Annotated in this window: 13 protein-coding genes; 7 read left to right on the forward strand and 6 right to left on the reverse strand. The window is 38.4% G+C overall.

What is annotated here, in order from left to right:
- Window positions 1–84: 84 nt before the first annotated feature.
- Window positions 85–390 carry a YbaB/EbfC family nucleoid-associated protein gene (locus tag BWD42_RS00065; protein WP_077432459.1) on the forward strand — a complete coding sequence of 102 codons (306 nt, stop codon included), beginning with the start codon at window positions 85–87 and terminating at the stop codon, window positions 388–390.
- Between the two features lie 4 nt (window positions 391–394).
- Window positions 395–1,084, forward strand: a complete 690-nt coding sequence (locus BWD42_RS00070; RefSeq protein WP_317041783.1) for a metal-dependent hydrolase — start codon at window positions 395–397, stop codon at window positions 1,082–1,084.
- A gap of 82 nt (window positions 1,085–1,166) precedes the next feature.
- On the opposite strand, the gene BWD42_RS00075 is transcribed toward BWD42_RS00070, so the two are convergent.
- The 3 genes from BWD42_RS00075 to BWD42_RS00085 all read right to left on the reverse strand — a co-directional run bounded on the left by BWD42_RS00075 (window position 1,167) and on the right by BWD42_RS00085 (window position 5,080).
- Entirely contained in the window at window positions 1,167–1,988 is an 822-nt protein-coding gene (locus BWD42_RS00075; RefSeq protein WP_077432460.1) for a UDP-2,3-diacylglucosamine diphosphatase, read from the reverse strand.
- A gap of 259 nt (window positions 1,989–2,247) precedes the next feature.
- Window positions 2,248–3,111: an N-acetylglucosamine kinase gene (locus BWD42_RS00080; protein ID WP_077432461.1), complete on the reverse strand. Its 864-nt coding sequence runs from the start codon at window positions 3,109–3,111 to the stop codon at window positions 2,248–2,250.
- A 241-nt stretch (window positions 3,112–3,352) separates the two neighbouring features.
- The gene (locus tag BWD42_RS00085; protein WP_077432462.1) at window positions 3,353–5,080 is read right to left on the reverse strand and encodes an MFS transporter; all 1,728 of its coding nucleotides are present in this window, start codon (window positions 5,078–5,080) and stop codon (window positions 3,353–3,355) included.
- Window positions 5,081–5,375: 295 nt separating this feature from the next.
- Between BWD42_RS00085 and rho the strand changes: the two genes are divergently transcribed.
- Window positions 5,376–6,875 (forward strand): transcription termination factor Rho, encoded by a 1,500-nt coding sequence (rho, locus tag BWD42_RS00090; protein WP_077432463.1) that lies wholly within the window; start codon window positions 5,376–5,378, stop codon window positions 6,873–6,875.
- A gap of 174 nt (window positions 6,876–7,049) precedes the next feature.
- Window positions 7,050–7,736 carry a CDP-diacylglycerol--serine O-phosphatidyltransferase gene (gene pssA, locus BWD42_RS00095; RefSeq protein WP_077432464.1) on the forward strand — a complete coding sequence of 229 codons (687 nt, stop codon included), beginning with the start codon at window positions 7,050–7,052 and terminating at the stop codon, window positions 7,734–7,736.
- Here pssA and BWD42_RS00100 read toward each other — a convergent pair.
- Window positions 7,733–8,077 (reverse strand): Hpt domain-containing protein, encoded by a 345-nt coding sequence (locus BWD42_RS00100; protein ID WP_077432465.1) that lies wholly within the window; start codon window positions 8,075–8,077, stop codon window positions 7,733–7,735. The two genes, pssA and BWD42_RS00100, sit on opposite strands and share 4 nt — an antisense overlap.
- Window positions 8,058–8,561 carry a 2-amino-4-hydroxy-6-hydroxymethyldihydropteridine diphosphokinase gene (gene folK / locus BWD42_RS00105; RefSeq protein WP_077432466.1) on the reverse strand — a complete coding sequence of 168 codons (504 nt, stop codon included), beginning with the start codon at window positions 8,559–8,561 and terminating at the stop codon, window positions 8,058–8,060. Before folK ends, BWD42_RS00100 begins: the two co-directional genes overlap by 20 nt.
- A gap of 121 nt (window positions 8,562–8,682) precedes the next feature.
- Here folK and sppA point away from each other — a divergent pair, with 121 nt between their 5' ends.
- From sppA to BWD42_RS00120, 3 genes are all read left to right on the forward strand, one after another.
- Window positions 8,683–10,449: a signal peptide peptidase SppA gene (sppA, locus tag BWD42_RS00110; protein ID WP_077432467.1), complete on the forward strand. Its 1,767-nt coding sequence runs from the start codon at window positions 8,683–8,685 to the stop codon at window positions 10,447–10,449.
- A gap of 111 nt (window positions 10,450–10,560) precedes the next feature.
- Entirely contained in the window at window positions 10,561–11,751 is a 1,191-nt protein-coding gene (locus tag BWD42_RS00115; protein ID WP_077432468.1) for a phosphoglycerate kinase, read from the forward strand.
- 392 nt (window positions 11,752–12,143) lie between these two features.
- Window positions 12,144–12,986 (forward strand): endonuclease/exonuclease/phosphatase family protein, encoded by an 843-nt coding sequence (locus tag BWD42_RS00120; protein WP_077432469.1) that lies wholly within the window; start codon window positions 12,144–12,146, stop codon window positions 12,984–12,986.
- On the opposite strand, the gene BWD42_RS00125 is transcribed toward BWD42_RS00120, so the two are convergent.
- Complete coding sequence (locus BWD42_RS00125; RefSeq protein ID WP_077432470.1) at window positions 12,983–15,832, reverse strand: hypothetical protein; 2,850 nt, start codon at window positions 15,830–15,832, stop codon at window positions 12,983–12,985. The genes BWD42_RS00120 and BWD42_RS00125 overlap by 4 nt on opposite strands.
- Between the last annotated feature and the right edge of the window lie 613 nt (window positions 15,833–16,445).

Below are 16,445 nucleotides of genomic sequence, written 5' to 3' on the forward strand. Positions count from 1 at the left end.
AAAGGCTGGCATTAGCGAAAGTAAATTAGCAATGCCAGGTATGCTAAGATTTTTGTAAATTGGCATCAAATAAAAGTGATAGATATGTTTGACAAATTATTTCAAGCGCAGCAAAAAGCAGAAGAAATCAAAAAGAGGTTGGATACCATTTCGGTATCCGGTGAAGCTGAAGGCGGTTTGATCCGTGTGGTGGCGACTGCCAATAAGGAGATTAAAGAAATTACGATTGATCCTGTTTTTTTGGCTAATGCAGACAAAGAGGAACTCGAGGAGTTATTGGTCGTTGCTCTGAATAAGGCGATAACCCAAGCGGAAAGTATTAGTCAAGCCGAAATGCAGGCTGCAAGCAAGGATATGTTAGGAGGTTTAGGCGGATTATTTAATCAATAGAAAAATGATGATAAAAGCGACTTATTACGGCCAGTCTTGTGTTGAGTTTGATTTTGATGGAACCAAGGTTTTGTTAGATCCATTCGTAACCTATAATCCGTTGGCAAAGGAAATTGACGTAAACGCAATTAAACCAGATTATATCTTTTTGAGCCATGGACATCAAGATCACGTCGCCGATATGGCTACTATCCAAAAGAATAGTAACGCTACGGTATTAGCTATTGTCGAAACAGCTGCCTGGGTAAGGAGACAAGGCGTACCAGAAGACAAAGTTGTTGAGTTCAATCTCGGTGGTACGGTACAGCTTCCTTTTGGTTCTGTAAAGATGGTTTACGCCGCTCATACCAATAGTACGCCTGATGGTCAATATGGTGGATTCCCCGTTGGATTTGTCTTTAACGTAAAGGGTAAGAAGATCTATTTCGCTGGCGATACAGCGTTGACAATGGAGATGAAATTGCTGGCTGATTTAAAATTGGATTGGGCCTTTCTTCCTATCGGTGGATACTATACAATGGATGTGGATGATGCGCTCAGGGCAGCAGAATTCATCAATTGCGCTCGTGTGGTCGGAATTCACTATGATTCATTTCCGCCAATTCAGATCGACAAACAAAAGGCACTGGACAAATTCCAGAACGAAGATATTTCATTGTCACTTCCAAAAGTAGGAGAGACAATAGTATTGTAATAAATCAAAGCCGGGCTAGCCCGGCTTTTGATCACTATAATTTCTGTCAAGATATATTCTATTTTTTACTGCGCTTTTTCTTCTACGATGATATGACGATCTTCTTTAAATCCTCCAGGCTGAAAAGAGGGGTGTCGATGATCTTATTTTTAAGAATTTGCTCCTTATTTTCCTCAAAATAAAAGAGCTTCCACTCGCCGTTTTTGTATTCCAGGCTGCTTAGATTCTCGATCCAATCCCCAGAATTCATGTAGGTGCATGTGCCCTTGCGGGTAATGACTTCCTTTATCTGAGGTTGATGAATGTGGCCACAGATAACAAAATCGTAATTTTTCTCAATAGCCAATTCCGTTGCAGTATGCTCGAAGTCGGATATATATTTAACGGCTTTTTTAACCGAATTTTTTATTTTTTTTGAGAGGGAGTATTTCTCCTTTCCCATTTTATCCAGACAATAATTCATCACATTATTAAGCTGTATCAACTTATCGTAACCCCACCCCCCGAGCTTTGCAAGCCATTTGGAGTGATGGATGGATGCGTCGAAAACATCACCATGAAAAATCCATACCTTTTGATTATTCAGTGAAAGAAGCAGTTTGTTGCTCAGTTTGATATTCCCTAATTTGAGATCAGTAAACTTGCGCAACATTTCATCGTGATTTCCCGTAATATAATGGACTTCAGTACCTGTTGAGCTCATATCGATAATCTTCTTGATAACCTTTAAATGATCTTGTGGAAAATAGCTTTTTTTAAATTGCCAGATATCTACAATATCGCCGTTGAGGATCAATATCTTCGGAGCTACCGATTCCAGGTAAAGTAAAAGCTCTTTGGCTCTACTTCCGTATGTACCTAAGTGTATGTCTGAGAGTACAAGTATATCAAGGCTTCTTTTCATCGGAATAAACTATAAATATTCTTTTTACAAAAAAAAGGTAATTTTATTTTGTACTGATGAAATTCCTGTTATTAAATTATTAAAATATGCTGTAAAATGGTATAAATAAGTTTATTAGAATTTAATATTGGGCTATTTTAACCGTATAAGAGAAGGGTGTTTTTCAACGATCGAAAAAAAGATTTATTGCCAGTACATAAAAAAAGGCGCATCATAAAATGCACCTTTTTCTTAGTATGTTAAAGATTATTTTACTTTTCTATTTAGCAGTTGCTGCCGCTCTGTCGATGTGGAACTGTACCAAATCATCAATAGGGGAACGCAAAATCTTACCTACTTTCATTCCATATTGTTCTGCTTTTTCAGCCAAAACATTTCTGAAATTGTAACCTACAGATCCAATACAATTGAAGGTGTAGCTTTGGTAATTAGGGTATTTGCTCACTAAATTTCTAAAGAAAGCTTCAAATGCTTCATCGACAATATTACGTGTATACTCGATGTTTACATTATTGTCATATACGAATTTACTGAAACTTGCACAAAAACGATTCGGCATAGGCTTGGTGTAAACCGCATCCATGATTTCATCTTTCGTCATTTTATACGTATTCCAAAACACTTCTTTTACATCTTTAGGCATTAAATTACGTACATAGTCTGCAAGTAATTTTTTACCGATGTAACTACCCGATCCTTCATCGCCTAAAATGTAAGCTCCGGAGTCAATATTTAATGTGATTTCTTTGCCATCATAGAGACAAGAGTTTGTTCCAGTACCCAAAATTGCTGCAAAGCCAGCTTCGGATCCTAGTAATGCCCTTGCTGCGGCAAGCAGATCATGGCCTACTTCTACTTTCGCTGTAGTAAATACGTGTTTGAGTGCATCCACTACAATCTGAGCTTTTTCTTTATTATGGACCCCTGCACCATAATAATTTACTTCCGCAATTTTTTCAAAAGGTAAATCCTGCGGTAATCCTTTTTTTAGGGAGTTTACAATGTATTCACTGTCAACAAAATAAGGGTTGTATCCTTCTGTGTTGAAGTAGATCTTTTTATTTGAATCGTCTAACAAACACCAGTTTGTTTTTGTTGATCCCCCGTCAGCAATGATTATCATTATTGAGTAGTTTTAATTGTGTTTATCGTTATAAAATGAGCAATCAATTCATTAATCAATTCCCCGAAAATACATTTTTTAATTTTAAATATCATAATTTATCCGCGTATTTTTGAAAAAATAAATTTTATGAATTTGCCCATGATATAAAAAAACTGGCTTAACAATGCCGTTAAGCCAGTTTTTGGGTGTTGTAATAAAATTGTTTAAATAGTGTACTATTTACAATTAGTTGATGTCTTTAGTGTGCTCCTTCAGCCTCGATTTCATCGATGTTGATTCCCTGTTTGGTTAAGATTCCCTTGACAAACACAGCAAAGAAAACAATATAACAGAATCCGATTAAAGGTAAAATGTATGAGTTATGTATTCCAATGATATCTGCTAATTTTCCCTGGATAGGAGGAAGGATACCACCACCAAGAATCATCATGACCAGGAATGCTGAACCCTGTGCTGTATATTTTCCAAGGCCAACGATTGATAAACTGAAAATCGATGACCACATAATTGAACAGGCCAGACCACCTGATAAGAATGCGTAAATAGCGATTGTACCAGACGAGAAAAGTCCGATTAGCATGGCAATAATTCCAAATAAACCGAAAATAATCAATGTGCGCGCTGGTTTTTCCTTACTTAGATAGAAGGCTACAATCTGTAAAATAATACAGATGACATAATAATACAGATGCGACATTTCGAAGCCGGCAAGTGTATTCACGCCGATAATGATCGAGAAAGCAATTAAAGGGACAATAACCAACAGCCCATTTTTAGTCGACTTGCTCAGGTTGAATGCTGTAATGGCACCTGCCCATCGGCCGATCATCATACTTCCCCAGTACATGGATACGTATGGAGTGATCTGAGAAGACTGCAAGTGGCCAAATTCTTTTAAAGTCAGGAGTTCACCTAGGTTACTACCGATAGCGACTTCAATACCTACATAAATAAATAATGCAAGCATTCCCAAAGCTAGTTGCGGATATTTCATTGCACCCCAGCCTTCCGGATTCTTTTTAGCGCTTCTGTTGGAGAAAAGTAAACCGCCGATAACAACAATTAATGCACCTGCTAACCATAGCATACGTTGTGTTTCCAATGGTTTAGCAACTTCTTTAATATGTGCTTTTAATTGATCTATCTGCACTTGATCGGTCAAGCTCGAAACCTGTTGGTGTAATTGTTCGATATGCAGTGCAAGGTCACTTTTGTAACTTAAGAATACCGGTGTGAACATACCAAATAGCAAAACCGTCATGATGATCAAGGTACGTAATGCCTTATTGGCCTTTTCCATGGGTTCATCGCTGATTCCAGCTGGAACTTTTTTGCTGAAGTTGAACAGGGCCGCTGCCAAAAGAAACAATAAACCTACACCTACATATAGATAGACTACTTTATTCAATGGTAAATTGGCGATTTCAGAATCTGAGATGGGCTCAAATGTTCCAAACAGAGAGAAACCAATCACCAATGGACCAATTGTTGTTCCGAATGAGTTGATACCGCCACCAAGGTTAACACGGGAAGCTCCCGTCTTGGGATCACCTAATAAAACGGCGAAGGGATTAGCTGCTGTTTGCTGTAAGGAGAATCCCAAAGCAACTACAAATAGACCCAACAACATGCCAATATATAAATTTACCTCAACCGCGACAATCATCGCTGCTGCCCCTAAAGCAGAAAACAGGAGACCATAGACAATACTTTTTTTGTAACCCCATTTACCTACCAGATCTTTACCGCCAATTGAACTAAAGATAAATAGGAGCAATGCACCGATATAGTATGCCGTATAAAAGGCAAAGTCAATAAGCTGCGATTGAAATTGATCCAGGTGAAAATAATTCTTACAGAATGGGATAAATACACTATTTCCCGCTGCAATGAATCCCCAAAAGAAAAACACAATAATCAATGTGTAGAGTGCGGGGTAATTGGTTTTAGTTTGTTGCTGTTCCATATAAGGGATCTAAAAACTTAAATTTTGAAAGGTACGAACTTATGAAAAAAAATATAAAATTCAATCTAAAAATGTTGTTAAATCGTTTTACTAGCTACAATAGTAAATATTTTTTTTGAAATATTTTGAAATAACAAAATTTGTTTTTTTCTTTGTCTAGGTTCTCAAGATTTAATCCACTTCGGGTTTAAAAGAAATCATAAAGTTCTTCATTCACTTAAACAAGGAAACAAGCTTAGGTGTGTAATCAGAATAAAGCTCAAAAGAAAATCCAAAAATCATACACAACACATTAATGGATATTAACGAATTAAACGCTAAACTCGTATCAGAATTGCGCGAGATTGCTAAGTTGATCGGTATCGCGGATGCTGATAAATTGCGTAAGCAAGAATTAATAGAAAGAATTAGCAATACCGGTGGGGAAGAAGAAGCAGCTCCGGCTTCTGTAGAAAAAGTTGCTAAAGTGGAGGAGGATAGTCAGGAACAGGGTGAACGTACCCGTAAGCGCGTAAGAACAGTGAAGACGGCTGAGCCTGTGACGGTAAGAAAACGTGAAGCTGCTGAAAGCGAAGAAAGCATTCCTGCGGTAGAAAATACGCCAACAACAGATAAAGGTTCCCAACCTGAAAAAACATCTCAAACTCCTAAAGCTGAAACTACTTCTTCCAGTACAGATTTCGATAATGTTATCGTTAATGAAGGTGTATTAGAAATTATGCCAGATGGTTATGGTTTCTTGCGTTCATCAGATTATAACTATTTGACCTCTCCAGATGATATTTACGTATCACAATCTCAGATCAAATTATTTGGTTTGAAAACAGGAGATACGGTTCGTGGTTGTATCCGCCCACCAAAAGAAGGTGAAAAATATTTTCCATTGGTTAGGGTAGAAGCTATCAACGGACAGAACCCTGCAGAAGTGCGTGACCGTGTTCCTTTTGACTACTTGACGCCATTATTTCCCGATGAGCGCTTAAATTTAGATATGGGTATGGGTAATTACTCGACTCGTATCATGGATTTGTTTACGCCTATCGGTAAAGGGCAACGCGGATTGATCGTTGCACAACCAAAAACAGGTAAAACAAATTTGTTAAAAGAAGTTGCTAACGCGATCGCAAAGAATCATCCTGAAGTTTACCTTATCATCTTATTGATTGATGAGCGTCCTGAGGAGGTAACAGATATGGCTAGAAGCGTACGTGCAGAAGTTGTTTCATCTACATTTGATGAGCCTGCTGATCGTCATGTAAAGATCGCTAATATCGTACTGGAGAAAGCTAAGCGTATGGTAGAGTGTGGTCATGATGTAGTTATCCTATTAGATTCAATCACGCGTTTGGCACGTGCTTACAATACTGTTGCGCCGGCTTCTGGTAAAATCTTATCAGGTGGTGTGGATGCCAACGCCCTACATAAGCCAAAACGTTTCTTCGGTGCGGCTAGAAATATCGAAAACGGTGGTTCATTGACAATCCTTGCAACAGCTTTAACAGATACAGGTTCTAAAATGGATGAGGTGATCTTTGAAGAATTTAAAGGAACAGGTAATATGGAATTGCAGTTGGATCGTAAATTGGCGAACAAACGTATCTTCCCTGCTATTGACATTACTGCGTCTAGTACACGCCGCGATGATCTATTGACAGATAAAGAAACATTGCAACGTATTTGGGTGCTTCGCAATCACTTATCAGATATGAATTCTACAGAAGCAATGGAATTCCTGCAAGGACAAATGCGTGGTACTAAATCAAATGAAGAATTTTTGATCAGTATGAATGGGTAATCCCATCAAATTTTAATATTTTAGCCATCATTTTAGTAAAATGATGGCTTTTTTGTGTTCGATAAGTTGGGTATAGCTAAACTTCGAAATATTCATATTGATGCGATATTAAACTGCTAACTTAAACATTGGAGCCAGGTTAAAAATTGCAATACGTATATAAATAGATTATTGATGAAAAAACATATTCCAAATCTGCTGACCTGCCTAAATCTTTTTAGTGGTTGTATTGCTGTATTGATGGCGTTGAATGGCGACATAAAAGCTGCTACGATATGTGTACTAGCTTCTGGAATATTTGATTTTTTTGATGGTATGGTCGCAAGACTGCTTCATGTAAAATCATGTATCGGTAAGGAATTGGATTCACTGGCGGATATGGTCAGTTTTGGATTTTTACCAGGTGTCATTATGTTTACGTTGTTACAAAAGGCATTTCCTGGTGGTTCCTTGCTGCCTTATATCGGGTTTATTGTTACCGTGTTTTCGGCCTTACGTTTGGCTAAATTTAATTTGGACGAACGACAAACCTCAGATTTTATTGGACTCAATACGCCAATGAATACCTTTTATGTGCTTTCATTGCCTTATATCGCTGATAGGTATCCCGAACTTATTATAAATCCAATCTTTTTGATTTGTAGCGCACTCTTGACCAGCTACCTGTTGATTAGTGAGATTCGGCTGTTTTCGATGAAATTCAGTTCAATGGACTGGGCGACAAATAAATATCGCTTTATCTTTCTGTTTTTAACCCTAATCTTATTTATAATCGGGCAATTTATGGCTTTGCCAGTGATTCTACTTTTGTATTTTATACTGTCGGCATTGCATTTCAATAAAAAAAACGATCTGGTTTAGATCGTTTTTTCGTATTGTTCGAGTTCAAATAATAATTCCTTCATTTCAATGTTCAGCACCTGAAAAGCTGCCCTGAGCCCCTCTAGCGATTCCTGATTTTTGGCATTCATTTCCAATTCTTCAAATTTGGCTTTTAAATGAAATGCCCCGATATAGTCCATCGTAGGTTTGATGTGATGGGCAGCATCTGCAATTTTTTGATGATCTCCAACATTTAGGGCATTTTGCAATTTATCTAAGTCAACCGGGGTCTGTATAAGATACATGGATACAAACTGTTTGATCAAGTCTGTATTGTCAAACATATTTTGGCTGATCAGGTCAATGTCGATATGATTCATCGTTGCTAATTTTCTTTACGGGTAATTCGTCCTTGCAATTATACAATAAAGATACGTTATTTTTTTTGTAAACAGGGTGTATGTATGTTGGGGCTATCTCTGCTAAGGGCTCCAGGGTAAAACGTCTTTCTGAGATAAAGGGGTGTGGTATAGTTAGATTTGGATCGTTGATAATTTCGTCGTTGAAATAGAGTAAATCAATGTCTATGGCCCTTTCTCCCCATTTTTTTAGCCGTATTCTACCCAGATCCAATTCAATCTGTTGGGTAAGATTCAAGCATTCAAATGCAGATAAAGGCGAGCTTATAAGGATAACCTGGTTAAGAAATGCTGGTTGGTCTTCAACTCCCCAAGCTGCAGTTTCATAAATTGAGGATTCCTGCAAGATGATTCCAACCTGTTGTTCAAGTTTTTTTCTTGCCTTAGCGAGCTGTTGCAGACGTTCTCCTAAATTGGTTCCCAATAATATAAAAATCTTATTCATATTGCTAAATTACGTCTTTATGAAATAAAATACTGGGGGAATAAAAAATATTGCATTACCTTTAGTGTAAAATAAATCATTCCATTTGCAAGGCTGTATGGTTTGGAATTAATTGTAAAATATGAAATCATTTTTTAAGTATGTATTGGCTACGATCACAGGGATTGTGATATCTTTTGTGATTCTGTTTATTGTTTTTATGGGAATTATCGGAGCGCTTATCAGTTCGGCTTCCTCCGATCAGGAGGTAGTTGTCAAAAGTAATTCGGTGTTATTCCTCTCCTTTGACTATGATATCAATGAACGGAATGACAATAATCCTTTTGGGAGCTTAAATCTGCCCGGTTATTCTACAAAGAGCATCGGGTTGGATGATATTCTGGGGAGAATAAGGTATGCGGCCTCTGACGGTAATATTAAGGGAATTTATATAGATGCGGGCAGCATCGGTACTGGTTTTGCAAGTCTGAAAGCTGTACGGGATGAACTGTTGGCATTTAAAAAAACAGGGAAATTTGTCGTTGCCTACAATGCGGGATACAATCAAAAAGCATATTATGTCGCGAGTATTGCGGATAAGGTGTATGTCAATCCACAGGGAACCATTGATTTTAGAGGACTTGCGAGTTCAACCATGTTTTACAAGGATCTATTGGATAAAGTTGGCGTTGAAATGCAGATTGTGAAGGTGGGGACGTTTAAAAGCGCTGTGGAGCCTTATTTCCTAAATAAGATGAGTGATCCAAACCGCTTGCAGGTAACTTCTTATTTGGGTAGTATATATGACACTTTCATTAATGAAATATCCGCGAGCCGGAATATTCCTGCGGATTCTTTGCGTGGTATAGCCAATGGTTATCTGGTGCGGAATGCGGATGATGCGGTGCGGTATAAACTTGCTGATGCGAAGATATATAAGGATGAATTGCTTTCTGATCTCAGAAAGAGATTGAAAATAGGTGTTAAGGATGAAATATCCTTTGTCTCCCTATTGGACTATAATAAGAAGGTAAAAGAAGATGCGAGTGGATCTGAAGTAGCGGTTCTTTATGCTGTCGGCGAGATCGTGGATGGTGAGGGGACACGCCCGGGTGAGATCGGAGGTGATAAGTTTTCAAGGGAGCTCAGAAAGTTGCGGGAGGATGATGCTGTAAAGGCAGTCGTGCTGCGTGTGAACTCTCCTGGAGGCTCGGCGCTTGCATCAGATGTGATCTGGCGAGAGGTCATTTTAACCAAGAAAGTTAAACCTGTTATGGTTTCGATGGGAGATGTTGCCGCGTCGGGGGGATATTATATTGCTGCTGCCGCAGACTCTATATTTGCGGAGCCAACGACAATTACGGGATCAATCGGTGTATTTGGTGTAATACCGAATTTTCAGAATCTAATGAACAATAAAATCGGTGTTCACTATGATGGTGTGAAAACTGGGAAATTTGCGGATCTGATGACGACTTTTGATCGCCCTTTGACAGCAGAAGAAAGAGATATTATCCAGCGAGAAGTGGATAAAGTATACGCTACATTTACAAAAGTTGTGTCTGAGGGCAGAAAGATGCCGGTAGCGAATGTTGATAGCATTGGTCAAGGCCGTGTCTGGACAGGTACACAGGGCGTAAGCAATAAGTTGGTGGATCGTTTGGGTAATCTTGATGCCGCTATTCAGGCTGCGGCTAAAAAAGCAAACCTAAATAAGTATAAAGTTGCTCAATATCCATCAAAGGAAGACCCATTCACTTCGATATTGAACAATTCGAAGGAAAAAGTTCAGGCTTGGGTGGCCAAAGAACAAATGGGAGAATACTATCGTTATTTCGAGGTAATAAGGCAGGCGACAGCACAGAGTGGGGTACAGGCTAGGTTACCTTATGCTGTTGAAATCCATTAATGATAATTTAATCCGATAAAAAGGCATTTATTTGATGAAAATAAATGCCTTTTTTCTATATTTAGCTGTTCGTTTGGCAAACGACAGATCCTAAAACATTAAAGTTACATAATGAAAACAGTAGACGATTTAAATTTTGCAGGTAAAAAAGCCTTGGTTCGCGTAGATTTCAACGTTCCTTTGGATGAGAATTTCAATATTACGGATGATAATCGTATTCAGGGAGCTGCTCCGACAATAAAGAAAATTTTGAATGACGGCGGAAGTGTGATATTGATGTCCCATTTAGGAAGACCAAAAGATGGTCCTACTGATAAGTATTCATTAAAACATATTGTTTCTCACCTTGCTGATGTATTAGGTGCGGAAGTTCAATTTGCCAATGATTGTATTGGAAATGAAGCTGTGGAGAAAGCTGCGGCATTGCGGGCTGGCCAAGTATTATTACTTGAGAACCTACGTTTTTATAAAGAGGAGGAAAAAGGGGATGTGGGATTTGCTGAAAAGCTTTCAAAATTAGGTGATGTCTATGTGAATGATGCTTTTGGTACTGCACATAGGGCCCATGCATCAACGGCGATTATCGCGCAGTTCTTCCCAACAGCTAAATATAGCGGTTATTTAATGGCTGCTGAGGTTGGAAATGCAGAGAAAGTTTTGAATAACCCCGTTAGGCCGTTTACAGCGATTATGGGTGGAGCAAAAGTTTCTGATAAAATCCAGTTGATCGAGGCTTTATTGGATAAAGTAGATAACTTGTTGATCGGTGGGGGCATGGCCTACACTTTCATTAAAGCAAGGGGTGGCGAAATTGGTCAGTCATTGGTCGAGATGGATAAACTGGACTTGGCAAATGAATTGGTGAAAAAAGCGAAAGAAAAAGGTGTCAATTTGGTTATCCCTACAGATGCTCAAATTGCTGATGCATTTTCTAACGATGCTAATGTGTATGACGGTCCAAATGATCAGATACCTGCGGATCTCCAAGGCTTGGATATCGGTAAGGAGTCTGCTGCGAATTTTGCGGCTATTATCAAGGATTCAAAAACAGTTCTTTGGAATGGCCCTATGGGAGTTTTTGAGTTTGATACCTTTGCAAAAGGTACGAAAGCTGTGGCTGATGCTGTGGTAGAGGCGACCAAAAATGGTGCATTTTCCTTAATAGGAGGTGGGGACTCAGCTGCTGCGGTAAGTAAATTTGGTATGACCGAAGATGTGAGTTACGTGAGTACTGGTGGTGGCGCGTTATTGGAATATATGGAAGGTAAAGTTCTTCCCGGTGTAAAAGCGCTTGAAGACTAAGTGTTTAAAATAACATAGGAAGGGGATAACGTTGAGTTATCCCTTTTTTTTGCAGGTGTTTTTTATCGGTTTGCATAATTTCATTAGAAGCTTACTAAGCCCAGTTTATTGATTGGCCGGAACCTTTTTTAACACCTCATGGTATAGGGGGGAGCGAATGAGGGGATGTGTTCCTAATAAATAAATGCATTGGGAATAGTTTTTTATTGGTGGAATGTGTAGTTTAACGGTGTGTCAATGCTTTATAAAAAGAGGACTTCGGCTGTCAAGGAACTGTTTTCTCTGCTAATGTCAGATTTAAATCAATTATCTGTTAAATAGCTGTACAGCCTTGGCGAGTATTTACGGTATTTCTTAAATTTATCCTAAGATGATTATATAGGTTTTTATTGATGGATGCGAATTACAAAAAAGATAGCGATAGTTCAGGTTTTTTTTCGGTATTGACCTATAATGTAGCGGGGTTGCCGGGGTTTATTTCTTCTGCGATTACTGGTAGAAGCAGGAGTATAGCTGAAATAGGTAAAAAGATCAATCCTTTTGATATCGTGAATGTTCAGGAGGATTTCAATTATAACAATAGCCTTTATTTTGGTGGTAACCAACATCCTTATCGCACTAAGCCCAAGGGGCGGGTACCTTTTGGGGACGGCTTAAATACCTTGTCCCGTTTTCCGATGTCGGATGTTGTGCGCGTTCCCTGGAAAAGACGTACCGGAGCCGATTTTTTAACACCAAAAGGTTTTACTTTGGTTAAAGTAGAAATAGTTGCCGGCATATGGTTGGATGTCTATAATGTACATGCGAATGCGCAGAACAATAGACGCGCCTCAAGTGCTAGAAGGGATAATCTTAACCAGTTGCGTGATTATATCGGTGAGCATTCCAGCGAAAATGCACTGATTGTCATGGGGGACTTTAATGCGCATTATAGTTTCGGTGATGATAATCTTCATGATTTTATGGCGTCAACCACATTGGTAGATAGCTGGGTTGAACTCCAGAACGGTGGGCTTGTGCCCGAAGCGAAGCATGTATTTAAGCCGCCGCATATGTTATCTATTGGCAATCAGCATGAGTCAATAGATAAAATCCTCTACCGTAGCAATAGTCGCCTAAGTTTGGCTGCGCGTGATTATAATATAGAAAATAACCTATTTACCAATGTCAGGGGCCTGCCGCTGTCGGATCATTATGCCTTAGCAGCTAATTTTAATTGGGCTATCCATCCTTAATAAGTATAATTTAGACTTACTGTCGGCACGATACGCTGTGTTGCCGTGTGATCGTTGATATATGTTCCTTTTACAACAAACTCAAAATCGGGGAGCGGATATCTGAAGGCATTGAAATCAAATGAAAGGTATGTTCCAAAACTCTTTGGAGCAGCTTCTTTATGTTTGTGAATATTCTGATAATCTGCAAATAGACCGCCTTTTATCCGTTTTATATAAGCTAATGACCCTACTCCCAAATCAGGATAGGCAATAGGAAATCTATAGTTGATCAGCAATGTGTTTTTTACTTTCTCATATTTATAGTAACTGAATCCACTGACCAGCGGAATGTCGTTGATGTATTCATAGATACCTGTTCCGGCCTGAGCGCTTAAGCGGATCTGAAATCCATGGTTATTTGCGAATCCCGGAAAATAGAACAATGTTCGTGCAGATAGAATTTCCCCTTTGGCCTTATTTTCAAAAGGAGTATGTCTATAGGTTATGCTAAAATTCTGTCCCCATCTCGGGTATTGATCCATCTTTGCCATACGGGCATTTCGGTTGAAATAAAGTTGGTAGGTCAATGGAAATGCAGTCTCATAATTGAAGTTTCGGAGGTCATTGCGACTCAGGTTGTAGCGTTTCAGATAGGCTGTTGCAAAATTGAATCCCACGGAATAGTTGTAATCAAGCTTATAAAAAGACAATGGAATGGAAATCTGCGAGGATACGTAATGTTCCCGCCAATCGAATCGAATGCTGCTGTCGGGTCTGTTGGGGAATGTTGCTGCTGCGATCTGACCTCTGTTTTCATAACGTAATGAGAATTTTGGAAAATATTTATTATACGTTAGCTCGGCTGAATAAATTCCTTTCCTGATATCTGTATCATACTCGTAACCAAGGGCAATCTGGGTGGTGTTTAAGATGTTATTTGAAAGCCAGAAGATACCAGGTTTGAAATTGTCGAAACTTTCAAAGTTACTACTGCTTAGTGAAAGGCTGTGGAAGTTAAATGTCCGTTCCAGCCCTTTGTAAGGTGTGATGCTGTACTGCTGGCTGGAGTCTGGTGCTGTGGTGGCAATATTGAATATGCTGTCTTTTTGTAATGTATTGGCATAGTAATGAGAAAAATAATCCGTCTCCGGCTTGATGTCAAAGACTGTGTCCAAATTTGTCTGACTGATTTTATAACCATTATACTGGTAGTTGTTAAAAAGTAGTCGCTCTGTCGTTTTATCATAAAAAGGGTTAAAAGCACCGAATTGGGCTTTCGTCAGCAGCTGTTTTGTTCCTGATTGACGGTTTATCTTATAAATGTTATCGATACCATTAAAGTTTGCTTTTACAAGGATATCCATACCTGAAAGGTATTGAGGTCGTTCGTATTGCTGGTTTCCCCATGAGGTCAGGTTGGTGATTTCGTTATTTTTGAGGTCAATTTCACAGAGCGCTGTTCCCATTTCTGATAGCCGGATTGCAATTACTTTGTCGCCTTCGGTATTAAATGCCGGGTGCTGAAGCTGCTCGGATCCCGCTACTTTTATCCGTTTGATCACAGAGCCGTTTTTAAGGCTTATGAGCGTAAGATAGCTCGTGTTGGATAAATCTACTTCGATACAGGCAATGGATTCGTCTACGGGGCTAAATACGGGTGAATAATATCTGGACTGCTTCGTAAGGCCTTTAATTTTTCCTGTTTTCAGGTTCATTAAATTGATGATGCTATAAGTTCTCTTGTTATAACGAGGATCTTTTCGGAGCTCATCCCATACAATATATTCGCTGTTGATATCGAAATGTGGTGTCAACTGGATGCCAGTTTTTACAAGTTGTGATTCCGTTTTTTTGTCGTTGTCGTATGTATATATTGCATTTGTTTTTTCTGGGTTTTCCTTAATAAAATAGATCAAATTACCGCTCGATTTTGGCAATAGATTACTGTTGTAATAGTGGTTGTTTTGAGCAGAAATTTCGACGTAATTCTGAGCTAAGTAATCTGCTGTTTTTTCTTTCCATATTGTATCCAATTTTGCGATTGTTTTATGGAACAAATCGTTGCTATTTCCCCCAATTTTTTTCTTCAGTACACGGTTGATATTATAAGGATAGAGCGGACGTTTATTGAGTTCGGAAAATAAATCCGCTTCATAGTTTGAGGGTAGTTCAGCCTTTAATGTCGATGTCATGAGATAGCCGATGGTGTAGTAACTGGGGACAATATCTTTAAAGGATCCAAGCAGGTATTTATTGAAACTGTATTTCTGTTGAGACAGGAAATTGGCTTTTATCGGCATTTCAAAAGAGGGTAATCGGCCTCTTCCTCCATTGGAATAAATGGTTTCAGTCAATGTCGCATCACCCTCAAAAAACCAAGAGGGAACTGTTAGCCCGTAGTAAGCTAATGCTAATTGTTCGAAAAAAGGAGCACGTAATTTTCCTGTCAATTTGTCAAACTGGTTTACATGTCTTGACTCATGGAGGATCAGGTTTGGTAGCCATGTCTGGTTGTCGGGTTCGGCTCCAGCAGTACTATAGAGTTCAGATTTTCGAGGGGACAATTGGACAAAACCGTTAGTCTGTAGATTCGTGTTGTGTATAATGAAAGGAATTTGTCGGGGTGTTATTTTATAATTTCTACTGGTTGTACGCAATGAATTGTAGACCTGATTTGCTAGGGTAGGAGCTGCGCCCTTCATCTCTTCGGGAAAAATAAGTTTAAAATTTGGGGTCTCAATTTTGAACCATTTTTGGCTGAGCGGGGCTTGGCTATCTTCAAAAAATTGTGCAAAAATTCTTTCTGAATGTATTGTTAATATTAATGATAGTAATATATTGATAAATATGCTTTTATATTTCATTATTAAGGCGTGTTTATGGTTTGCTATTTTTTTTAGCTAAAAATTTTGTTTTTATATAAACTATATGTTTTTATTTTTATGTATAACTTATTGATTTTTATGTCTTTATTGAATTTATGTTTTTGCTTTTTTTTGCTGTATAATAACGATTAAAAATCAACTTTGATGCTCTTCTTTCTGCTTTAAATTCATTTTTCAGTTAGCGAAAAGTATGTGACGAATATACTTAAATATTCATCCATAAGATAGTTGGGACTAAAAAATATTTCGATATTTTTTGTGGGTATAAATTTTACGAATATGGCTGGACGAAGAGGTTGTGCCCAGAGCGCAGAACTTTTAGATCATTCTTGTTTTGTGTTTGAACGTATAGAAATGAATTCTGGACTGAGGCGCTTTTCACTTGGATGAATTTGCTCTTTTCTCAGGCCAAATTCCGAGCTGCTTCCTGAAATATTTGTAGGTGACAAAATGTCTTATTCTGACGGAGGTTAAATTGTTTTGTCTGTTGGCGGAGGTCAGATATCAGCACCGTTTTGATATCTTTTTATTATTTATTTTTTTATTCAGAATTTACTTTAAAAAAGCGATTTTTGTAACATATAATTTTGTA

The organism is Sphingobacterium sp. CZ-UAM, from assembly GCF_002000245.1.
In the GTDB taxonomy this organism is placed as follows: Bacteria; Bacteroidota; Bacteroidia; order Sphingobacteriales; family Sphingobacteriaceae; genus Sphingobacterium.